General features: G+C 58.3%; 20 protein-coding genes and 2 pseudogenes. 9 read left to right on the plus strand and 13 right to left on the minus strand.

The genetic code is table 11. The annotated features are described in order from the left end of the window. Positions 1-120 precede the first annotated feature (120 nt). Positions 121-1128 (plus strand): methyl-accepting chemotaxis protein, encoded by a 1008-nt coding sequence (locus tag FBY03_RS22320; protein WP_371920814.1) that lies wholly within the window; start codon positions 121-123, stop codon positions 1126-1128. Positions 1129-1159: 31 nt separating this feature from the next. Beyond that, the gene (locus FBY03_RS22325; RefSeq protein WP_147174541.1) at positions 1160-1735 is read left to right on the plus strand and encodes a chalcone isomerase family protein; all 576 of its coding nucleotides are present in this window, start codon (positions 1160-1162) and stop codon (positions 1733-1735) included. Between the two features lie 721 nt (positions 1736-2456). Here FBY03_RS22325 and FBY03_RS22335 read toward each other — a convergent pair. From FBY03_RS22335 to FBY03_RS22380, 10 genes and pseudogenes are all read right to left on the minus strand, one after another. Continuing rightward, on the minus strand, positions 2457-3353 hold the full coding sequence (locus tag FBY03_RS22335; protein WP_147174543.1) for a hypothetical protein: 897 nt from the start codon (positions 3351-3353) through the stop codon (positions 2457-2459). Between the two features lie 23 nt (positions 3354-3376). Next, a complete protein-coding gene (locus FBY03_RS22340; protein WP_147174544.1) occupies positions 3377-4162 on the minus strand; it encodes an HpcH/HpaI aldolase/citrate lyase family protein in 786 nt (261 codons plus the stop codon). Positions 4163-4215: 53 nt separating this feature from the next. Continuing rightward, positions 4216-4926 (minus strand): alpha/beta fold hydrolase, encoded by a 711-nt coding sequence (locus FBY03_RS22345; protein WP_178090761.1) that lies wholly within the window; start codon positions 4924-4926, stop codon positions 4216-4218. 104 nt (positions 4927-5030) lie between these two features. After that, a pseudogene (gene folD / locus FBY03_RS22350) lies at positions 5031-5867 on the minus strand (bifunctional methylenetetrahydrofolate dehydrogenase/methenyltetrahydrofolate cyclohydrolase FolD); the annotation flags it as partial. 89 nt (positions 5868-5956) lie between these two features. Next, a complete protein-coding gene (gene purU, locus FBY03_RS22355) occupies positions 5957-6841 on the minus strand; it encodes a formyltetrahydrofolate deformylase (RefSeq protein WP_147174547.1) in 885 nt (294 codons plus the stop codon). Between the two features lie 74 nt (positions 6842-6915). Further along, positions 6916-8250 (minus strand): glycine cleavage T C-terminal barrel domain-containing protein, encoded by a 1335-nt coding sequence (locus tag FBY03_RS22360; protein ID WP_147174548.1) that lies wholly within the window; start codon positions 8248-8250, stop codon positions 6916-6918. Positions 8251-8289: 39 nt separating this feature from the next. Beyond that, positions 8290-9213, minus strand: a complete 924-nt coding sequence (locus FBY03_RS22365) for a 3-keto-5-aminohexanoate cleavage protein (RefSeq protein ID WP_147174549.1) — start codon at positions 9211-9213, stop codon at positions 8290-8292. An 86-nt stretch (positions 9214-9299) separates the two neighbouring features. After that, positions 9300-10301 carry a hypothetical protein gene (locus FBY03_RS22370; RefSeq protein WP_178090763.1) on the minus strand — a complete coding sequence of 334 codons (1002 nt, stop codon included), beginning with the start codon at positions 10299-10301 and terminating at the stop codon, positions 9300-9302. Between the two features lie 28 nt (positions 10302-10329). Beyond that, on the minus strand, positions 10330-10776 hold the full coding sequence (locus tag FBY03_RS22375; protein WP_147174551.1) for a nuclear transport factor 2 family protein: 447 nt from the start codon (positions 10774-10776) through the stop codon (positions 10330-10332). A gap of 491 nt (positions 10777-11267) precedes the next feature. Then, positions 11268-11849 (minus strand): TetR/AcrR family transcriptional regulator, encoded by a 582-nt coding sequence (locus FBY03_RS22380; protein WP_147174552.1) that lies wholly within the window; start codon positions 11847-11849, stop codon positions 11268-11270. 141 nt (positions 11850-11990) lie between these two features. On the opposite strand from FBY03_RS22380, the gene FBY03_RS22385 reads away from it, so the two are divergent. From FBY03_RS22385 to FBY03_RS22415, 7 genes are all read left to right on the plus strand, one after another. Further along, complete coding sequence (locus FBY03_RS22385) at positions 11991-13085, plus strand: alkene reductase (RefSeq protein ID WP_147174561.1); 1095 nt, start codon at positions 11991-11993, stop codon at positions 13083-13085. A 60-nt stretch (positions 13086-13145) separates the two neighbouring features. Further along, complete coding sequence (locus tag FBY03_RS22390) at positions 13146-13934, plus strand: SDR family oxidoreductase (protein WP_147174553.1); 789 nt, start codon at positions 13146-13148, stop codon at positions 13932-13934. 34 nt (positions 13935-13968) lie between these two features. After that, entirely contained in the window at positions 13969-14898 is a 930-nt protein-coding gene (locus tag FBY03_RS22395; RefSeq protein ID WP_147174554.1) for an alpha/beta fold hydrolase, read from the plus strand. Next, the gene (locus tag FBY03_RS22400; RefSeq protein ID WP_147174555.1) at positions 14895-15638 is read left to right on the plus strand and encodes an SDR family NAD(P)-dependent oxidoreductase; all 744 of its coding nucleotides are present in this window, start codon (positions 14895-14897) and stop codon (positions 15636-15638) included. The genes FBY03_RS22395 and FBY03_RS22400 overlap by 4 nt, the downstream gene beginning before the upstream one ends. Before the next feature lie 94 nt (positions 15639-15732). Beyond that, a complete protein-coding gene (locus tag FBY03_RS22405; RefSeq protein WP_147174556.1) occupies positions 15733-16734 on the plus strand; it encodes an NADP-dependent oxidoreductase in 1002 nt (333 codons plus the stop codon). 61 nt (positions 16735-16795) lie between these two features. Beyond that, a complete protein-coding gene (locus tag FBY03_RS22410; RefSeq protein ID WP_147174557.1) occupies positions 16796-17620 on the plus strand; it encodes an SDR family oxidoreductase in 825 nt (274 codons plus the stop codon). Positions 17621-19176: 1556 nt separating this feature from the next. Then, entirely contained in the window at positions 19177-19905 is a 729-nt protein-coding gene (locus FBY03_RS22415) for a Crp/Fnr family transcriptional regulator (protein WP_147174558.1), read from the plus strand. Positions 19906-20042: 137 nt separating this feature from the next. Here the strand turns inward: FBY03_RS22415 and FBY03_RS22420 are convergent, their stop codons facing one another. From FBY03_RS22420 to FBY03_RS23385, 3 genes and pseudogenes are all read right to left on the minus strand, one after another. Continuing rightward, positions 20043-20201, minus strand: coding sequence for a DUF3309 family protein (locus tag FBY03_RS22420; protein ID WP_147174559.1), 159 nt, complete (start codon positions 20199-20201; stop codon positions 20043-20045). Positions 20202-20386: 185 nt separating this feature from the next. Next, the gene (locus FBY03_RS22425; protein ID WP_147174560.1) at positions 20387-20605 is read right to left on the minus strand and encodes a glycine zipper 2TM domain-containing protein; all 219 of its coding nucleotides are present in this window, start codon (positions 20603-20605) and stop codon (positions 20387-20389) included. A 357-nt stretch (positions 20606-20962) separates the two neighbouring features. Continuing rightward, positions 20963-21064 (minus strand): annotated as a pseudogene (locus FBY03_RS23385) (IS630 family transposase); the annotation flags it as partial.

Consider the following 21064-nt stretch of genomic DNA (forward strand, 5'->3'; position numbering starts at 1 on the left):
CTGTCCAAGTGGACGTGGATCAGGTGTCCAAGTGAGCATGGAACGAGTGTCCAAATGATCGTGGGCTGAGTGTCCAAGTGTCGTGGAATCCGCACCATGGTGGGTAGCGTGCTTTCCATCATGCTGATTTCGCGCTCAATTGTGCCGCCCCTGAAGTCCACGTTAGAGCAGTCCAGGGCGGTGGCCAGCGGTGATTTGACAAGACAAGCGCCGCGCGTTGAACGACGCGATGAAATGGGTCAGCTCATGAAAGCCAATGCTGAGATGACGGGAGCCCTTCGTGTTTTGATCGGTGAAATCGCTCAAGGCATACGGTGCCTTGCTACCAGCTCCGAGCAGATATTTAGTCAAAGCGGCAATGCTCGTCTGGAAACAGAACGGCAGGGCGCTGACATCGCCCAAATAATTTCGGCGACAGACGAGTTGGTGCAGACCGTCAACGAGATACTGCGCAGTGCAGAAACTGCTGCCCTAGCAGCAACTGATGCCGAGTCCACCGTCGAGGGAGGAACCGTCGTTATTAACGATGTCGTCACCCGGATCAATACCTTGTCTGGCGATATGTCCCAACTGGGCTCGGCGATGTGGGAGCTTCACTCGGATAGTGCTCGAATCGGTCAGGTCATCGATGTAATCAAGTCGATTGCGGACCAAACCAATCTGTTGGCACTCAATGCAGCCATCGAAGCCGCCAGAGCCGGCGACCAGGGCCGTGGCTTTGCTGTTGTCGCGGACGAAGTGCGCGCGCTCGCCATTCGAACCCGTTTATCTACAGAAGAGATCGAGTCGCTCATCGTTTCACTTCAGCGCCGAGCTTCTGTCGCATCGGAGCTTACGTCGAAGAACCTGGCACGCACCGCTGAGGTCGAGCTGAATACCAAGCAAGCGCAGTCTTCCTTCCAGGAAATTCGTGAGGCAGTGACTCGTATCCAAGCGATGAATCAACAGATCGCCGCAGCGGCGGGTGAGCAGGATGCAGCAGTGCACCAGATTCACCACAACATCGAGCAGGTAGGGATTTCTGCCGCGAAGTCGGCACAAAGAGCGGCAGAGTCTGCCCTGCATTCCAAAGAGTTATTGGCTCTGAAATCCAGCCTCGAACTGGCGATCAACCGCTTCTCCATCTAACGCCACCTCCAAAAATAATAAAGAGGCATGTATGAAACTGTCAGGTGTATGGCTGCCGCTCATATTGGTTTGCGCATTGGTCACCGCGAACGCTGTGGGAGCGCCACACGAGTTCCCGGAGCAAATCGTTGTAGCAAATAAAGTGCTCGTTCTTAACGGATTCGCAACGCGATCAGGCGTCGACGGAAAATCGGTTTATACCGTTGCTCTTTACTTGGAAAACAGTTCGAACGATGCAAACAGGATTCTTGAAAGTGATGAAATGAAACGGTCGATCATGCTCTTTGATAAACCGCTCAAATTCTCCGCCGCCAGGAAGATGCTCTTCGAAGATCTGATTGTGAACCTTGAACCTGAGCAACTATCGGCCGTGGGGCCGGAAGTGGTTGAGTTTGTGAAGCTCGCTCCGCCAGATGGTTTTAAGCAAGGCGATTGGATTCAATTTGACCATTTCAATGGCGAAGGCACGGTTGTCACCTACAACGGCACTCGCGTTGGGTTGATAACGGGCAAAGCGCTTTACCAGGCATTGCTGCTTCAATGGATCGGCTCCCGACCAATCGACCGAAAGCTCAAAAAAGCCATTCTTGGCCAGGGGATCGAGTAGGAGGCGGGGTTGCCCCCGCCGTCCTCTCACACCACCGTACGTACGGTTCCGTATACGGCGGTTCCTACCTACTGACACACAACGTCAGCGAGCTTGGTTCCGTTGATGTGTCGCCTGCGGTATCTAAGCGCCCAGACCGGCCCTCGGAGCTTCCGGCCCCTACCTCCTGATGGTCTCGACCCCCGCTACGCGGAGTTTCTGCTGTACGACCCAACAGAGATCACACCCGACTATCCACTCATGGCAGGTTCAGCCCTTCATTGCTCCGGTTCCGAGCAACTACTACGACCTCTGCTGACTTCTGTCGCCCATCCCGTCATCTCGCGACGCCGGTAGCACATGGCAGGCTAAACAGATCTCCCAGGGTAATTCGCGCGACCTTCCTGCTTATGCCTGTCGGATTTACGTCGTAGCGTTCCGTGCAAGTATTGGGCTTTGACGATATTGGCCGCCTTACCCCGCTACGCCGCCTAATTCGCTCCCTGTTCGTCAGGCCAGCATTTTGCCTTCGGCTTCCTTCAGATTCGCAGTCACCCGCGACACCCTTGCCGTTCGGCTAACACTTCCCCTTGCCGGGTGTGTAGAGGACTTGCACCTCCAAGTCACCAAGTTGGCCACCACAGCCAAACTGGTTGCGCTTGCGCGCAACGCGCCATGCCTGGCGCACCAATAAAAATCGGCTGGCCATTGCCAGCCGTTTCTATATCAGCGCATCCCGCTCTCAATCCGGCATTGGGTAGTCTGATGCATTGAGCACCCACCCTGGCTTCTGGGAGAAGTCGAGGCGCGGTGGGGAAAAGATATCTATCAGCTGGTTGAGGCCCTGATCCATCCCGCGCGAGGTATGGATGGCAGGCGGTGGAATGACGGCCAATGACGGCGAAGCACAAAACTCATGATCATCCTTGCGCCATGCATTCAAATCGGATGTCCATGGCCAGCGAACGTGGTGAGTGAAGGCACCATCCAAGGCAAAAGACCCTTGCTCGAACGAGTCATGGTGATGGGGTGAAAGCTTGGTTGGGTCGCGTGGCCCTTGCTGGGGAGGCAAGACGTTGACCATGAACGTAGAGCATCGCCAGATCCTTCCAAAGCGGCCTTCCTCATCAGGTACGTTCAGGCTATAAACGCGGACGGCCTGCCCTTGCGGAGGATCAGGCCAGGCTTTGAAGGGAGGGATGTTGGGATGGGGCTGAGCATAGGATTCGGCATTCGTGCATTGCTCGCAGAGGTCCTCGTTTAACGAAGTGAACATGAGGACAAGGCGTCCTGGCTGAACCACATTTAGAACGCTGCTGCCAGGCGGCACAAATACAATCGACGGCCCCAAGACTCTGGTAATTTCACCTTCCCACTCAATCGTCAGCTCGACGTTCTCGTCAGGAATGAGCAGGACATATTCGTCCACTTGGGAAACGCGTTCGTATCGCGCACCCACACTGCCTTCGGCGTAGCCCACAACGAAATTTTGCCCGCGTGCATACCAAAGCTGTAACGACGCAGCCTCTGTTGAGGCGGGTATTTCGTAGAACCGGGCGTACTCCGCTGCCGCGAAGGTTTGTGCCTCACCAGCGCTTGCGTAGGCGGCAAGCGAGGCGCGTGGATCGGAGTGGGACATGGTTGTGTACCTGAATAGATGGCTTAAACGGGCTCAGTACAAACAGCAGAAAATGCGCTAAGCGCCTGTTGTGCCGCTGCGCGCAGAAAGCCCTGATCTGACGACAGAACGAAGCAGCGTACCCCCCGGCGTCGGTAGTAAGCAGCTTCGTCTGGATTCGCTGCGAGAATGAACACCGGCTTGCTCGCTCTCTGTGCAGCGTCCAATAGTTTTTCGGTGGCCTCTTTGACCAAGGGCGCGCCGGGAACGCGATCATTCATCGCGACGGTGAGATCACCCCGGCCAATAAAAATGGCATCCAACCCTTCTGTAGCCAGGATGGCATCAATGTTTTCGATCGCCTCTGGATCTTCGATCATGGCGATTACCGCGACCTCACTGTCCGCCAGGTCTACATGCTCCCAAAGAGAGCGTGCACCGTATCCGCCAGCACGTGGAGAATTGGAGAAGCCCCGCTTGCCGCCATATCGGCTCATAGCCACCAATTGCTTCGCCCGGTCGGCCGACCAAATGTGCGGAGCAACTACTCCGTCTGCGCCATTATCCAGGGCCGTTAAAACCTCATGTGCATGGGTGTCGCCAACCCTCACCAACGCCATAACGCCACTGGCTCGAGCGGCAAGAATCAGCAGCTCGATAGCGCTTCTATCGAAGGGGGCATGCTCGGCGTCAATAATGACGAAGTCATAACCAAGCCCACCGATAATCTCGACCCCATGAACGGTTGGGGTCTTGATGAAGGTTCCGAAGAGAGGTGCATCGTTCGCTTTAAGGCGATCCTTCAGTTTTCTGCGTGTTAGTAGACTCATGCGTTATCTCCACACGGCAAACAGCGCCCCAACGACATCAGGGTGTTAACCGACTAAGCGAGCTTGCCCTGATTAAGGAACGCCATTGCAACCCGTTGAAACTCAGAAGAGGCAGGCAAGGAAATGTGGTCTATACCCGCCAGGACATGCACCTGTGCGGACGGCAATGCATGGGCCAACGCATCAACTGGGTACGCTAGCGAATCGGCATCGCCGACAACAAGTAGTACTGGACACTTCACATCGCTCAGCCTTTCTTGGGTGAGAACCGGATTGGGAGGCCGTCGAAGACAGGCTGCGATAGCAAGTGGATCGTTGCCTGCCTGTACCCCGTATTCCGCCAGCATCCTGATAACCGCTGGCGTGTCTGATTGAGGGCCCAGCTCTAGACACCTCGCCACGTCGTCCCCCAGGGCCTCAGGCGCAAAAATATTTGCGCCCAACCCACCGAGAACAATCCGACTGAAGCGCCCTGGAGTACGTGCTTCGATCTCAAGTAGCACCTTGCAGCCAAGTGAGTAGCCAATGCCAACAAGGCCCAATCCCTGCGGTAGCTGGACGTCTGCATGCGACGCAAGATCGGCATAATCATTCGGCTGATGAGAGCGCTCGGACGTCCCGTGTCCTAACAAGTCCACCGCTGTTGGGGTAAATCCGTTCTCAGCCAGGGTTGTGGCCCAGCCATTGCGAGCCCAGACCGCCTCGTATGAGCCGCCCCAACCGTGCACCAACACAACGGATTTTTTTGCATTAACACCGCTCAAAATACGTTCTCCTCATAGCAGAGTCAGACTCAGTTGGTGTTCACGGGCTGGATAGCCGCGTCCCAACCGTCCGCGCCGATACCCGGGCCGATGCCAATACGTCGTTCGGCGGAGCGGAGGGTGTTTTCGATCAACATGGTGACGGTCATCGGGCCAACCCCTCCCGGTACCGGCGTAATCCAGGAAGCCCGCTCCTTAACCGCTTCAAAGTCCACGTCACCTACGATGCGACCATCTGGCAGGCGGTTGATGCCCACATCGATCACAATCGCTCCGCGTTTAACGAGCTGAGCGCCGATGAGGTTGGGTACGCCAGCGGCCACAATGAGGATGTCGGCGAGAATGGTGTGCTGGGCCAGATCGCGCGTCTTAACGTGGCAAACCGTTACCGTAGCCTCCCGCTGCAACAGCATGAGCGCCATCGGTTTACCCACGATATTTGATGCGCCCACTATCACCACGTTTTGCCCGCTAACATCCAACCCGGTTGTATCGAGCAACAACTGCACCCCGTAGGGTGTGCAGGGAGGGAAAATGCTATTGCCTACCACTAGGCTTCCGACGTTATAGAGGTGGAAGCCATCGACATCTTTGTCGACGGCGATAGCCTCCAGAACGCGCCGCATATCAATATGTTTTGGTAGCGGTAACTGCACGAGAATCCCGTGAACGTTCTCGTCCTGGTTTAGGCGCTCAATTACGTCCAGTAGTTCTTTTTCCGACGTATCCATCGGCAAAAACTGCGGGTACGAGGCCAGGCCGCAGTCCCGGCACGCGTTGATTTTGTTACGCACATACACTTGGGATGCAGCACTGTCGCCAACCAAAACGACAGCTAAACCTGGCTGTACGCCACGGCCACTGAGATCAGCAACACGCTGGCGGAATCGCACCCTGAGCGTTGCTGATAATGCTTTCCCGTCAATAATTTTCGCAGTCATACAAGACTCCACAGACCGCTATGGGTAAACCTCGATGAACGCTAACCACGTGTGTTTTGGGCCAGCGAACACGGGCAAATCCACCACGATCAGCTTCCGTGGAAGACGATGGTTTTGTTGCCGTCGACAAACACGCGGCGTTCGATATGGGACTTCACCGCGCCAGCCAGCGCCATGCACTCGTTGTCTCGGCCTACACGGACAAGCTGATCAGCCTTGAAGGAGTGATCCACTCGAGTGACGACCTGCTCGATAATCGGTCCCTCGTCCAAATCTGACGTGACGTAGTGCGCCGTCGCACCAATCTGCTTTACGCCACGGTCAAAGGCCTGGTGATAAGGCATAGCGCCTTTAAAACCCGGGAGGAAGGAGTGGTGAATGTTGATGCAGGAGCCGGATAATTTCGCTGACAGCTCGTTTGAGAGAATCTGCATATAACGGGCAAGAATCACGAGCTCGGAATTGGTTTCCAGGACGATTTCAAGCAGGCGATCTTCCTGCTGAGTTTTGTTTTCTTTGGTGACCGGCAGGTGCACAAAGCGAATGCCTTCACGTTCAGCCATGGCACGAAGATCACTGTGATTGGAGACCACAGCGGTGATCTCCATATTCAGGTCCCCTTTGCGTCGCCGGTAAAGCAGGTCGTTGAGGCAGTGGTCGAAACGGGAAACCATAATCACGGTCCGCACAGGCAACAGCGGATCGTGGATTTTCCAGCTCATTCCCAGGCTTTCCGCTACATCGGTAAAGCCTCCTCGCAGGGCTTCGACCGTGTACGAGGGGTCTTCGACATAGAAAACCGCGCGCATGAAAAACTGCTCAGTCGATTCGTCGTCGAACTGCTCAAGCGAACAGATGTAGCAGTTACTCTCGGCCAGAAAGGTCGTCACCGCTGCGACTATTCCCGACCTGGCCTTGCAGGACGCATTCAGGATGAACTTTTGCTTGTTGTCTGGTGGTGTGGAAGCCGCCATTACATCGATACCTCACGTTAAAACGGTGGAAATGCCCGAGGCCGGCTTGCAACCTCAGGCATGAATCAAGGTGCTCAGATCTTGCTCAGGTCAGCGCGGCGGTTGTCCTGCTTGTAGGGTGCCTTCGCGACTGTCGCGCGCAGCAGCGTTTGTGGGGTGCCAGGGTCGCCCCACAGCACTTCAACCTCAGTACCAGGTGTGGCGTATTTGACGTCGATAAAGCTCAGCGCCAATACCTTGCGAAAGAAGAAGCTGTAGCCCGGATGCGTGGCGTGGCCAATTGTCTGGCCGTCCTTCTGAATCAGGTCGGTCCAGGCAATTTGATGAGGGACGTCCGGGAACTCGAATTGGCGATACGCGTCACCGGAGCCAAACAAAGAGGCATGAATCCGCAGGACGTCATCACTGTTGAATTCCAGTGTCACTACCTGGCGGCGGGGCTCGGCCATTTCGCGCTCGAGTGCTTCTCGGCCAATAAATTCATGGTCAAAGACCACGTTTTTACTCCAACCCATCTCGATCGGGCTGCGGTACAGGCCGCTCATGTTTTCGCCGTCCCAACTGCCCGTGAAGCCGACAGAGAAGTTGTAACGAAGCACGGTTTGGAAGGGGGAGCCGATCCAGGCCGCTGGCAGGTTGTTGTCGTCGGACATGAAGTTGAAATAGTCACCACGACTTTCGTCAGCCAAGGCATTGAAGAAGTGCATGCTGCCCGTTGGGTAGCACGCCTCTAGGTGATTGATCATAAGGTTGCGCGCGCCAAGACGGCGCAAGCCGAACTCAGGAGCAAGCTCCATTACGGCAGCGATCAGCGTTTCCCGCTCAGTGATAGGCCCCTGAAGCTCGAACCCGATCTCGCCTGCCATGCCTTGGCGCAGGAACATGACATCCAGTCCTTTGACTTTCAGCTGGCGGGTGTACATGAACTTAATGTCGCGCAAGCTGGCGCCGCTAAGCTTTTCGCACAGTGCCAGCGCGTGAGGTCCGGAAATCTGCATCTTGTAGCTGATAGGAAAGGACGCTTCGGCGTCATAACCTTTCGACTTCAGGTGGTAGTAGACCCAATGCGGAGTGCCACACTGGTACTCGAAATCGTCTTCACCGTGGCGCAGCAAAATGCCCTCGGCGATAACCTTGCCCTGCTCGTTACACTGAATACAGTGTTTGGCGCGATCCAATGGCATGCCGGCGAAGCTGTTCGTGGAGAGTTCTGTGAACAGGCGCAGGGCGTCAGGCCCCTTAATGCGGATCTGCGGTACAAACGACCAGTCACCCATGTAGCAGGTGGTTTTCCACGAAAGTTGCTCGTCCATCCAGCCGGTGTATTCAGGAATGTTGCCGGTCACAGTGCCGGCGTAATGAGGCACGTAGGACTTAAAAGCACGAAAGGTTTTTACGTCGGTAGTCATGGGAATCACCCTCGGTTTTTTTGTTGTAATTAGGCGTTTTTAGAAAGCGACAGCATCACGCCCCTTCAGCTTTAGAATGGAACGAGCCTCGTCCGGTGTAGCGACGCTCTGAGAGAGTGCCTCGATGATTGAGCGCACGCGCTTGACCTGAACGGCACTGCTGGTGGCCAGGTTTCCAGGGCCATCCCACAGGGAGTCTTCCAGACCGACCCGGACGTTCCCTCCGATCGCCGCTGCAATAGCCGCGGTGGGCATCTGATGGCGTCCGGCGCCCAGCACGGACCAGGCATAGGCATCACCGAATAACCGGTCTGCGGTGCGCCGCATATGGGCTAGATCTTCGACATGCCCCCCGATACCGCCCCGCAAACCAAACACGGATTGAATGAAAAGAGGCGGCTTGATTAACCCGCGATCAAGGAAATGGGCAGCGGTGTAAAGATGCCCAATGTCGTAGCACTCAATCTCGAATCGAGTGTCGTTTTCGCTGCACGAGCGGAGGATGTACTCGATGTCTTTGAAGGTGTTTTTAAATACACGGTCGTCGCTGCCCGCCAAGTACGGACGCTCCCAGTCATGCTTGAACTCGCTGAAGCGATCGAGCATTTCGTAAAGCCCGAAGTTCATGGAGCCCATATTTAGCGAGGCCACCTCAGGCTTCAGTTCTAGAGCGGGACGCAAGCGCTCTTCGACACTCATCGTCGGTGCGCCACCGGTGGTGATATTGATCACCACGTCGCACTCCTGCTTGACCGTGGTCACGATCTGCCTAAACAGCTCCACATCCTGCGTGGGGCGGCCAGTCTCAGGATCGCGAGCGTGGAGGTGCACAATTGCTGCTCCCGCCTGCGCTGCTTCGATGGCGGCGCGGGCAATGTCTTGCGGCTTCACCGGCAAATACGGAGACATAGAAGGCGTATGAATAGAGCCCGTAACAGCACAGGTAATGATGACTTTTTTCATGTGAGGACCATTGCTCGGAAAAGTGTGTAGGTTTAGAGGGGCATGAGTTCGAGCATGTGCCTTGAACTCATGCCCATAGCCATTCGCTAAACAGGGCGTTGACCTGTGCTGGTCAACTTGCTGTGAACCACACCTGCCCCGACCGCAAAGGTGGTTTCAGCGGAGTAGAAATCCTGGTGCAGTTCAAGGGTTTCATCGCACGCTTTGGCGGCAGCGGCAGCGGCTATCCACAAACGAATTTCACTGCCTCCGTATCCGGCTGCATCCAACACGTCCTGATCAGTCCAACTATCGAACGATTCGAACTCACCGCTGCTGAGCACATCCAGGAACTTTCGGTCCCAGCTCTCGTTTATCCAGGGCGCCCGGAAGCCGCCATCGACGATGTCATGGCTGAGCTTGTCCATGCCGACAACCACGCCATTGCGCCAGCTCTCACGACTGATCGGTCCTTTCTCGCCGCCATAAACTAAGTAGTCCCGGACGTCTTCATTTGGCGCGTTGTGGTACTGGGGAAAGACAAAGTCGGTCTGATGAGACAGGCCGCCGGTACCAAGAAACGCGACTCGCTTGTTCAGCGAACGGGCAAAGCGTCCGACTGCTTCGCCCAACTGGCGGCAGCGTCGTAGGGTCGGACGAGGGTCGGAGATGGTGTTGATATGAATGGGCAGTACAGGTTTGGCGGCAAGGTCGCCGAGGAAATAGTGAAGGGGGTTAGAGAAACCGTGATCCACGTCCATTGCGTGAGAGCTGGCCATGTCGAAATCGTTACCGACCAACTCGGCAGTCAGGGCGGTGGCAATGTCCAGCGGCACATTCAGCTGACCTGGCCAACCACCGCAATCATCAATAGCCACGGCAGCGTGCGCCACAACGAACTGAGGCATCAGCTTGAGGTGGATACCATCCAGATGGTTACCGCCGAAGATCACCACCAACTCCGGATCGAACGCTTTCAGCTCTTCGACACGTGCCTTATAGCTCTGCCAAAAAACTTCGTTAGCCTCAACCGGCCACTCTTCCTGGATTTTCGTAAGCGGCACATGCGGTACACATGCCAGGTAAACGGATGACTTGTTATTGTTCACGGACACTCTCCTGGGAAGCGAAAAACCATCAACGCGCAAATGCTGCAGCTGATGCGCCGACAAAAATGGGGCTGATAAAGCGACTTTGGAACAGCCATTTGCCGTCGTCGCTGCGGACGAAAACGTCCTCTACATCGGCAATGGTTGATGGCACATCGGAAGGGATTGGCAGCTCACCATTACCGGCGAAGACCGCTACGGTGGAGCGGACAGATACCACGTCACCCGCATATTCGGCGGGCACGAAAGCGCTCGAAATGTGACGAGTGACACGTGCGCTCTGCTCGTTTTTTAGCGCGCGCTGAGAGAAGAAAAGGTGGATAGCCTCCCCGCCGCGCAAATCGACAGACCCAAGTTTTAGGTGCGCCGCGCGGGCAAAAAGCGTTTCCACCGGCTGCTCAGAGCAACCGTCAGCAATAGCCCAATAGGCGGAGTTGAGCAGGCTCAACGAAAGGAAATCTTCAAAGGAAACCATTTTTCTCTCGCAAGGCGCTCACACGCAAACGCCATAATTTTCTTGTTCTGATGGAGGCCGAGGGTGCCTCTAACTCGTTGGCATAGGCTGCCCGCATGTGCGGCCGCCTGCGCGCCTACGAGGGACATCGCCTTAGGAGCGAAAGGACAAGTGACAGTGGGCTGCAACGCTGGTGACGGAGCGGGGCCTCCATGCGTTGCAGTGAGCGAGAGAGAGAGAGTCAGGACGACCGCTGGTGAGGGAGAAAGAAGGCTGCTGCCGAACTCGAAAAGTCCGGCTTGCGTGGGAGGTGGGGGCGATACGCAGCTGATCAAGGCTAAAAAGCCCGTCTTCAGCGACTAGATTTTTGGTCAGTATGAAATAGTGTGTATCGGCTCTGATCAGCAAAGCGTACCGATCAGTTACTGACGGTCGCACCACCAGCACTCGCTTTCCGCGCGCAATTCGTAGCCAGGCCGCAGTGGCGATCGGTGGACTACGGGGTGCGTGCTCTACTCGTTGGGGCGCGGGGTCAGCCTAGTTAATACGGCCGTACGGCAGACATCCAGAATTTCGTCGGCGAGTGGCGAGTCGTCAGGGCACGCCCGCGACAGCATCAGTGCGCCGACAACCTGCGCAATCACTTCGATGCGTCTGACGCGCAGGTCTTCGGCGCACTGGCCGTCCCCCTCGCTGGCTTGGTTTGCCAGGGTCGCCAGCATGCTTTCAACGCCGGAGGCAAAAGCCGTCTTGATCGACTCCGGCTGCCGCGCCGCGTCTACGCACAGTGCTGCCATCGTGCAACCCTCACCACGCGCGTCGCGGTGCTCCCGAGACAGGTAGTGCCTGACGAATTCCACCGCATCCACGCCATCGGCTTTGGCGGCGCCCTGCGCAAAACCGCAGGTCGCGGCTTCCGCCAGCAGCTCGGCCTTGGAAGGAAAGTGCTTGTAGAACCCGCCATGGGTGAAGCCTGCGGTGGCCATCAAGTCCGCGATCCCCACCCCGTCGTAACCCCGCTCGCGAAACAGCACCGAGGCGGTCTCAACGATGTGCGCCCGGTTCGCCTGCGCCTGCGCTTTGGTGACCTTCATGTCCAGAAACTCTCTAAATCCGCCATCACTGAAGCCGGCACTATACATTGATGTCGATCATCATCAAAACTCTTGACACTAAAGATGATGATCAACATCATTACCCAACTTTCCCTGGAAAAGATCCGGTGCAGACAAACCATGACTGAAAAAACGCTGTTCGAACCCTACACCCTTGGCTCGCTCACCCTTCCCAACCGCATCGTGATGGCGCCGCTGACGCGCAACCGTGCGGGCGCGGGTCTGGTACCCAGCGAACACGCAGCCATCTACTACAGCCAACGCGCCTCTGCGGGTTTGCTGATCACCGAGGCCACGCAGGTCTCAGCACAGGCTCAGGGCTACCAGGACACCCCCGGTCTATACACGCAACCGCAGATTGATGGCTGGCGCGTCGTAACCGACGCCGTTCACGCCAAGGGCGGGCGAATTTTCGTTCAACTGTGGCACGTCGGACGCATCTCCCATGTCGATCTGCAGCCGGATGGCGCTGCGCCGGTTGCACCCTCGGCTATCCGCGCCGAGACCAAAACGTTCGTTAACAATGGCTTTACCGATGTCTCCCAGCCACGTGCACTCGCGCTGGATGAGATTCCGGGCATCGTCGAGGACTTCCGCAAGGCGGCGGCCAATGCGATCGCCGCAGGTTTTGATGGAGTCGAGGTGCATGGTGCCAACGGCTACCTGCTCGAACAGTTCATCAAGGACGGCGCCAATGTGCGCACGGATGCGTATGGCGGCTCCATCGAGAACCGCGCCCGCCTCTTGCTAGAAGCCACCGCCGCAGTTGCTAAGGAAATCGGAGCCCACCGCACTGGCGTACGTATCTCTCCCGTCTCGCCGGCGAACGGTATTTCCTGCAGTGCCCCGCAACCGCAGTACAACTACATCGCAGACCAGCTCAGTGCACTGGGCATCGTCTATTTGCACGTGGTGGAAGGGGCCACCGGCGGTCCACGCGATGTCGCTCCGTTCGACTTCGATGCATTGCGCAGCCGCTTCAAGAATACCTACCTGGCAAACAACGGGTATGGGCTCGACTTGGCCAACGCCCGCCTGACCGGGGGCAAGGCCGATCTGTTTGCGTTCGGCCGCCCCTTCATCAGCAACCCTGACCTGGTCGAACGTCTGGGGATCGGCGCCCTTCTCGCAGCGCTGGATCCCACCACGCTTTATGGCGGCGGGGCCAAGGGTTACATCGACTATCCGACCCTCGCTGACTCCAGCGCTCGCTAGCCATTCGTCCATTCTGCCTATAGCGGCATGGGCTCACCTTTTCGCTCAAGAGAAAACATCATGACCTCCCATTCAACTGTTCTGATCACGGGCGCATCGACCGGCATTGGCGCCACCTACGCGGAGCGCTTCGCACGCCGCGGCCACGACCTAGTGCTGGTTGCCCGCGACAAGGCGCGTCTGGAAGCGCTCGCTGCGCGCCTGCGCGAGGAAACCGGCGTGGCTGTCGACGTCCTTCCAGCCGACCTCACTCAGCCTGGCGATCTGGCCGCAGTCGAGGCCCGCCTGCGCGAGGACGCCAAGATCGAAACCTTGATCAACAACGCCGGGGCTGCGCTGTCCGGTGCCTTCATCCACCAGTCGACAGACGATGTCGCCCGCCTGGTCACCCTCAACACCACCGCCCTGGTGAGGTTGGCGAGTGCCATCGCCCCGCGCCTGGCGCAGGCCGCCAAGGGCGCGATCGTCAACATCGGCTCGGTGGTCGGCTTGGCGCCCGAATTCGGCATGTCGGTCTACGGCGCAACCAAGGCCTTCGTGCTGTTCCTGTCACAGGGGCTGAGCCTGGAACTCACCCCCAAAGGCGTCTACGTGCAGGCAGTGCTGCCGGCTGGAACTCGCACCGAGATCTGGGAACGTGCAGGCATCGACGTCAACACGCTTTCCGACCTGATGAACGTGGACGAACTGGTCGATGCGGCACTGGTCGGCTTCGACCGCCGCGAACTGGTCACGATCCCGCCGTTGCATGACGCCGCCCGCTGGGAGGCTCTGAACGCCGCGCGGCTGGGCCTGATTTCCGATCTGCGGCAGGCGCATGTCGCAGAGCGTTATCGGGTCGCGCCTTGAAGCGCCGCCACGGTGCTCTGCCCCTGGAGAGACAATGACATTCAACGCACTGCACGCCGACCAGGCTGGCGAATCGAGCCTCCCCTACATCGACGCCACCACCCGCTCGATAGAGGTCGGCGGGACCGCATTCGCGTTCCGCGACCTGGGACCGCGCAACGGCGTACCGCTGATCCTGCTTAACCACTGGGGCGCGGTCCTCGACAATTTCGACCCACGAATCGTCGACGGGATTGCTCGCAAGCATCGCGTCATCGCCACCGACTACCGAGGTATCGGCGCTTCAGGCGGAACGGCACCTGTGACCATCGATGCAATGGCACGGGATGTGATCGCACTGATCCACGCACTGGGTTTGGAGAAGGTCGATCTGCTCGGTTTTTCCCTCGGTGGGTTCGTGGCGCAGGACGTTGTGCTGAAAGCCCCCGACCTGGTGCGCCGGCTGATTCTGACCGGCACGGGACCGGCAGGCGGCACAGGTATCGAGCAGGTCAGTAAGGTTTCCTGGCCATTGATGATCAAAGGGCTTTTGACCCTACGTGATCCCAAGACTTACCTGTTCTTCACCTCCACGGCCAATGGCCGGCTGGCCGCCAGGGCTTTTTTGCAGCGGCTGAAAGAGCGCAAGTCGAACCGCGACAAGAGCCCGACTCCCAGTGCCTTGCTGCGACAGCTGAAGGCTATCAAGGCCTGGGGCCGGCAGGCGCCTCAAGCGCTCGGCGGCATCCGTATCCCTGTACTCATCGCCAATGGCGACAACGACATCATGGTACCCACCGAGAACAGTCACGACATGGCGCGGCGCATGCCTGGCTCGCAACTGGTCATCTACAAAGACGCCGGGCATGGCGGGATTTTCCAGTACCACGGCGAGTTCGTGCTGACCGCACTGACCTTCCTCGACGCCCAACACGGTAGCAACGGGACGGTCACTCCCCTCACCACAACGGAAGCGATGAAATGAGTCAACCAACGGCAATTGTATTCGGCGTGGGATCGGTGCGGGGCGTGGGCGGCGCCGTCTGCAAACGCTTCGCGCGCGAGGGTTACCACGTCATCGTGACGGGACGAACGCCAGCCAAGATCGAGACGGTGGTGGCAGAGATCGTCGCACTGGGCGTCGGCAGTGCCGAGGCATTTCCAACCGATGTGACCGATGAAGCCCAAGTGATCGCGGCATTCGACCGCGCGATGCAGCCCGGGCCTGGGCGCGAGCCCGCCGATGTCGTCATTTCCAACGCGGGCAACAACGCCTTCATCGATTTCACCCAATTGACCGCCGCGCAGTTTGAGGATTTCTGGCGCGTTGGCTGTTACTCCGGCTTCCTGGTCGGGCGCGAGGCCGCACGCCGGCTGGCCCCATTGGGCCGGGGCACGGTGATTTTCACGGGCGCCTCGGGCAGCCTACGCGGCAAGCCCGGATATGCCCACTTCGCCGCGGCCAAGGCGGGGCTGCGCATGATCGCGCAGAGTATGGCCCGTGAGTACGGACCCAAGGGGCTCCACGTCGCGCATGTCGTCATCGACGGCGGAATTCTTGGGGATCGGCTTCAGGCCGCCTTTCCCGACAGGGTCAACCCTGCCGCTGCGGACGGCTTGCTCGGGTACGACGCCATCGCCGAAAACTACTGGATGCTACACCACCAGCCGAAATCGGCGTGGACGCAGGAGCTCGACCTGAGGCCGTACAAGGAGCGCTGGTAACCGCCTCGATCCCAGCGCCCAAACGCAAGGCATGCATTCTGCGCGCGGGCAGCCCGAACACACTCAATCAGAAACTCTGGAGAACAGTCCCACCATGAAGGCGTTCATCATCGATCGTTACGGGAAAAAAGAAGTCGGCCGCATCGGCGAAGTGCCCGCCCCTGAAGTACGGGACGATAACGTTCTGATCCAGATTCACGCGGCGAGCGTTAATCCTCTGGATACGAAAATCAAGAGCGGCGAATTCAAACTGATTCTCCCCTACCAGTTTCCCCTTGTTCTGGGCAACGACGTGGCCGGGACGGTCGTGCGCGTCGGCGCTCGCGTTCGCGACTTCAAGCCAGGAGACGAGGTCTACGCGCGCCCAGACGATGATCGTATTGGCACCTTCGCCGAACTCATTGCCGTTAAAGCGTCGTCGCTGGCGCTGAAGCCTAAGAATCTCAGCATGGTCGAAGCCGCCGCACTTCCTCTGGTGGCGTTGACCGCCTGGCAGGTGCTGGTCGAAACCGCCAAGCTGAAGAAGGGGCAGAAGGTATTCATCCAAGCGGGCTCCGGCGGCGTGGGCACCATCGCCATCCAGCTAGCCAAGTACTTGGGCACATTCGTGGCCACGACCACGAGTACGGCCAACATCGACTGGGCGAAGGCATTAGGCGCGGACGTCGTCATCGACTACAAGAAGCAGGACTTCGCCACCGAACTGCGTGACTACGACGTGGTGCTGAACTGCCTCGGCAACGACGAGTTGAAGAAGTCCCTGCAGATTCTCAAACCGGGCGGACACCTCATCTCCATCTCCGGGCCACCCACCCCAACCTTCGCCGCCTCGCGGGGCCTGGCCTGGTCGCTCAAACAGGTGCTGCGCCTGTTGAGTTCCGGCATCCGGAAACAGGCAGAGAAGCACGGGAAGCAATACACCTTCGTCTTCATGCGGGCCGATGGGGCGCAGTTGCGCGAGATCACGTCCCTCGTCGAGTCAGGCGTGATCCGTCCAGTCGTCGACACCGTATTCCCGTTCCCGGACACCCACAAAGCGTTGGCCTACGTAGACAGTGGGCGCGCCAAGGGCAAGGTCGTGGTGCAAGTCATTTAGCTGGCGCGCACGCTTGGCAGGCCTTGGAGTTCCTAGGCCTCTCCACGCTTAGGAGAAGGATTTGAATACCTATACAACCGCCATCCTTGGCAAGCGCGCGCTGGTAACCGGCGCGTCCAGTGGCATTGGCGCGGCCATCGCACGCGAGCTCGCCACGCTTGGCGTTGATCTGGTGCTGACGGCGCGGCGCCGCGACGCACTGGAGGCGGTTGCCGCGACCTGCACAGGCGTCAAGGTCGAGACCATCACCGCCGATCTCGGCCAGCCCGATGCCGCACACGCGCTGTGGGATGCCGCGACGGCCAACGGCCCGCTCGACATCCTGATCAACAACGCCGGGTTTGGCTATTTCCGCCGGTTCGACGAGGTCGACTGGTCGCGCGACGCGGAGCTTGTGCAACTCAACATGACCTCGCTGGTCGCACTTGCGCGGTGTTTCGTTGACGCGCACAGGACAAGCATCACCCCCGCGCAAATGGTCAACATCGCGTCGACCGGCGCGTACCAATCCGTGCCAAACATGGCGCTGTACGCCGCGTCGAAGGCGTTCGTTCGCAACTTCAGCGAAGCCCTCCATGACGAACACCGCGGCACGCCACTGTCGGTGACCTGTATCTGCCCTGGCGGCACCGAAACCGCGTTCCATGCCGCGTCCGGCGGAGGCGACTACTCGTGGATCGCGAATGCCTCGACAAAAAGCGCAGAGTTCGTAGCGCATGCTGCCATCCGTGCGATGGTGCGCGGCCAGCGCACGGTGGTACCCGGACTGTTCAACAAGCTGACGTGCTTCGGCGTACGGTTATTGTCGTGGCCGCTCGCGTCGCGTGTGGCCACTCAAGTGCTCGGCAAGCCGCGATTGGCCTTACCAAGGCGAGGCGCAATTTGAATGTGCCGCCAGCCTTCATATTCAGAAGGCGGCCCCCTCCCAGCTTTTGAACGCCCGTCTGACGTTGGCTACGTCGTTGTAGCAGCGAGTAGGCAATCTGCTGGTCTGTTCCTGCCATGGAGTTAGTGACCGGCAGCTATTGGCCGGTTGTTGCCTGTCGCGACTGACAGCTTGGGTCGTTATCTACCGGTCGCGAATGACCGGGGTCGCCCGATTCTGTTGAAAAAGTCGGTTTCTGAGGGAGCTGCTTTTCGGCAGCTCAAAAAACGCTCGATTTCGGCGTTGCTACGTAAAACCAAGACAGCTCCGTCTTCTCAGTGAACCAGATTTCAACGTCGCTAATGCTCTTTCATGGGCAAAAAACGCAACGGGACTTTTTCAACAGAATCGCCCCATAGCTGACGATCAATTCTGTCCTCGAAACGAGGAGCGATTCAACGAGGCAGCAGTGGTTCACCTTCTTCTGGTGAGATGAAAGCGGTGACCTGCCGGTACATCAAAAAGTCATCGGGACAGATTATTTCGTACTCACCGCTCTCCTTCAGTCAGAACTGAGCCACCCTTTCGTGGTTGAACACTGCCTCTCTGCTTTCAACGCTTACTCGCCCGCCATGGACCTGCATGTTCGAACGCACTATCGCCAAGCCCAGGCCGCCGGAGTCTCCAACGTTCGCGGCGCGCAATGCCGCTTTGCAACAGCGCAGTCAGAGTAGCGCTGACCAGCACGCCCTGGCTAAGCCGTACGCGCCAGGCAGAAACAGTTGAAAGCGGCCAGATTCACGCTTTTCCGGCGCTATGTGCGCGCGTCTATTCGAGGTTGTTTAGGCCGTTCTGTATGAAAGGTCTTTTGCTATGCGCCTGCACCAATCGCTGCCCTACACCCGCCCTGGAGGAGCCCACTTGCAGGCGATGTTGGGCGACTGTGTTGGACGATTGCCCTTGGCCAGACTTGCGCTTTTTTGCCCTACGGGGCTGACCTCTGCGCGCGCTTGAGTACCGCTTCACGCGACATGACAGTGCGCGAGATGCAGGAGCATCTGGAACAGATGTGTGGCGCCGAGGTATTGCGGGCCTGATGGCCTCGGTGACCGATGCCATAACGGACCAGTTAAAGGCCTGGCCGTCGCAGCAGCACGATGCGATACACCCCCACTGTCTACCCTGCGTGCTACTACTTAATAAGCGTAAAAGGCTGGGTGACCTGCTCTCTAGGGTCTGTTGCCGTTTCATTCGCGGCTCGCAATGAAATGGCAACAGACCCTAGTGGCCTGTACGGCTAGTTGGTTAACTCAAGTTCGGATGGCTTAGGTTCTGAGACAAGGCGCTGCGACGAGTCATAGCGGGCTATGTCGAGGAGCGGCAACGCAGTATCGGGAACTCAAACGTCGAAATTGACTAATTGAACTAGCCACACAGGCCACTAGCGACTGGCAGCCCAGCAAAAATAGCGCCCAGTTACCCCCCAGGCAGCCATAGAATGCATGCGGTAGTCGGCGGAGTTCTCACCGCATGGGCCCTTCCGCTCCAGTTGGGCAAGCCTACCGGTGAGGATAAAAATGCTCGAATCGCATATACCGCATCAGAACCATCTACTGGCAGCCCTGCCCGTGGAAGTCCAGCAGCGCTTGCTCCCGCATCTTGAACGGGTGTCCCTGCCGCTCGGCAAGGTGCTGTATGAGTCAGGAGATGCCTTGTGCCACGTCTATTTCCCGATCGACTCGATCGTCTCGCTGACCTACGTGATGGAGAACGGAGCTTCGGCGGAAATATCGATGGTCGGCAACGAAGGGCTTGTCGGCGTGGCCTTGTTCATGGGCGGGGAAAGCACGCCGAGCCGGGCTGTAGTGCAGTGTGGCGGCCATGCGCTGCGGCTTCCAGGGCAACGCCTCAAGGATGAGTTCAACCGCCACGGTGAGTTGCTGGTACTCATGCTTCGCTACACTCAGGCGCTGATCACACAGATGGCTCAAACCGCCGTCTGCAATCGCCATCACTCGATTGACAAGCGCCTATGCCGCTGGCTGTTGCTGTCGCTGGACCGCATGTCGAGCAACCATCTGACAATGACCCAGGAGCTGATCGCCAGCATGTTAGGCGTGCGCCGCGAAGGCGTCACCGATGCTGCCGGCAAGCTGCAGAAGCTTGGCGTGATTGAGTACAGCCGCGGGCACATAACCGTACTGAATCGACACCGACTCGAACAACTGAGCTGCGAATGCTACGCCGTGGTTAAGAAGGAAACCGACCGCCTGCAGCCTTATGTCCCTCCGCACCATGGCGACTGAACCCGGTACCGCGAGAACCGACTCCCGCCCTGGACGCGGAATTCCCGCCTTGCGTGCGATAGCGACCAGTTGCCCCCTACGGTCGACCACAGCAAGAGCACGGGACCGGGCGGTCCCTGTCTCGGGCTACCTGATCGTCATATCCGCCCGAGCAATAGCAGCACAAGTAAAACGATAACCAGCAGGCCCAAGCCGCCACTGGGTGCATACCCCCAACTACGGCTGTGTGACCACGCCGGAACGGCGCCGACCAGCATCAGGACCAGCACGATCAACAGTAGAGTGCCCAAGGTCATGGGGTTCTCCTCAACGCGTGAGTTGGTGGATTGGTTACACCTGCGGTGGTCGCCTCCATGCGCTGCATCCGACGCGCCAGCGCCTGCATTTGCTCCCTGACGAGAATGACCGGCGGACTGCCTGATGCCTCGGTACCTCTCGCCCTCCAGCGGCAGAGAGGCTTAGCAACGCGCGCTCACTCAATCTATTGCTTCTTCGGCTTGGCGACTTCGTGGCCAATCACCCCGCCCACCACCGCACCAGCACCGGTGCAGAGCACGCCGCCACACAACAGATTGCCCGCCACGCCACCGACTACCGCACCCGCGGCCGTGCCCTTGTCCTGGTGCGACATATTTGAACAGCCACTCAGTACCAATGTGCCGAGCAGGATGCCAGTGGAAACAAGCTTGAGAGTGTTCATATACGTACTCCGGTGCATAGCCTTACGAAATCCCTGACGCAGGAACTGCTTGTGCGCAGGAGGAATGTCCATTCTTCGCGAGCGAGCGAGGGCTGTCTGTGCGCAGACGAACTTAGTCAGAACAAGGTCGCTACAGCCATTACCCAAACGAAAGGCTATGTCTCAGTGATGTGTTGGCCGCAGCTTTTGTAGGGCGGGCGGTGCAGGTCATAGGGCTGAAAATCAACTGCATCATTGCCGCGCCGGGTAACCCACCAAGTGGCGGTCGGCGTGCTGATCATGGTGGGTCACGGCGCAACTGACCGGGTAACAGCCAATAGCCTTGTGCCAGGCGCCTATCCCACCCTAGGGGGTCTGGACAACTTCGCGTAGCTTCTCGACGAAAAACGGGTCAGAGGACAGCTTGAAGCTCTCGGTCCGGTGCGGCTGCAGACCGAACAGCTGAAAGTAGCGTTGCAC

Source organism: Pseudomonas sp. SJZ079 (assembly GCF_007993865.1).
Taxonomy (GTDB): domain Bacteria; phylum Pseudomonadota; class Gammaproteobacteria; order Pseudomonadales; family Pseudomonadaceae; genus Aquipseudomonas.

Excerpts from the sequence above, each read along its gene's own strand:
- FBY03_RS22320 (WP_371920814.1), top strand. The coding sequence starts at position 121 with ATGCTGATTTCGCGCTCAATTGTGCCGCCCCTGAAGTCCACGTTAGAG.
- FBY03_RS22325 (WP_147174541.1), top strand. The coding sequence starts at position 1,160 with ATGAAACTGTCAGGTGTATGGCTGCCGCTCATATTGGTTTGCGCATTG.
- FBY03_RS22335 (WP_147174543.1), bottom strand. The coding sequence starts at position 3,353 with ATGTCCCACTCCGATCCACGCGCCTCGCTTGCCGCCTACGCAAGCGCT.
- FBY03_RS22340 (WP_147174544.1), bottom strand. The coding sequence starts at position 4,162 with ATGAGTCTACTAACACGCAGAAAACTGAAGGATCGCCTTAAAGCGAAC.
- purU (WP_147174547.1), bottom strand. The coding sequence starts at position 6,841 with ATGGCGGCTTCCACACCACCAGACAACAAGCAAAAGTTCATCCTGAAT.
- FBY03_RS22360 (WP_147174548.1), bottom strand. The coding sequence starts at position 8,250 with ATGACTACCGACGTAAAAACCTTTCGTGCTTTTAAGTCCTACGTGCCT.
- FBY03_RS22365 (WP_147174549.1), bottom strand. The coding sequence starts at position 9,213 with ATGAAAAAAGTCATCATTACCTGTGCTGTTACGGGCTCTATTCATACG.
- FBY03_RS22375 (WP_147174551.1), bottom strand. The coding sequence starts at position 10,776 with ATGGTTTCCTTTGAAGATTTCCTTTCGTTGAGCCTGCTCAACTCCGCC.
- FBY03_RS22380 (WP_147174552.1), bottom strand. The coding sequence starts at position 11,849 with ATGAAGGTCACCAAAGCGCAGGCGCAGGCGAACCGGGCGCACATCGTT.
- FBY03_RS22385 (WP_147174561.1), top strand. The coding sequence starts at position 11,991 with ATGACTGAAAAAACGCTGTTCGAACCCTACACCCTTGGCTCGCTCACC.
- FBY03_RS22390 (WP_147174553.1), top strand. The coding sequence starts at position 13,146 with ATGACCTCCCATTCAACTGTTCTGATCACGGGCGCATCGACCGGCATT.
- FBY03_RS22395 (WP_147174554.1), top strand. The coding sequence starts at position 13,969 with ATGACATTCAACGCACTGCACGCCGACCAGGCTGGCGAATCGAGCCTC.
- FBY03_RS22400 (WP_147174555.1), top strand. The coding sequence starts at position 14,895 with ATGAGTCAACCAACGGCAATTGTATTCGGCGTGGGATCGGTGCGGGGC.
- FBY03_RS22405 (WP_147174556.1), top strand. The coding sequence starts at position 15,733 with ATGAAGGCGTTCATCATCGATCGTTACGGGAAAAAAGAAGTCGGCCGC.
- FBY03_RS22415 (WP_147174558.1), top strand. The coding sequence starts at position 19,177 with ATGCTCGAATCGCATATACCGCATCAGAACCATCTACTGGCAGCCCTG.
- FBY03_RS22420 (WP_147174559.1), bottom strand. The coding sequence starts at position 20,201 with ATGACCTTGGGCACTCTACTGTTGATCGTGCTGGTCCTGATGCTGGTC.
- FBY03_RS22425 (WP_147174560.1), bottom strand. The coding sequence starts at position 20,605 with ATGAACACTCTCAAGCTTGTTTCCACTGGCATCCTGCTCGGCACATTG.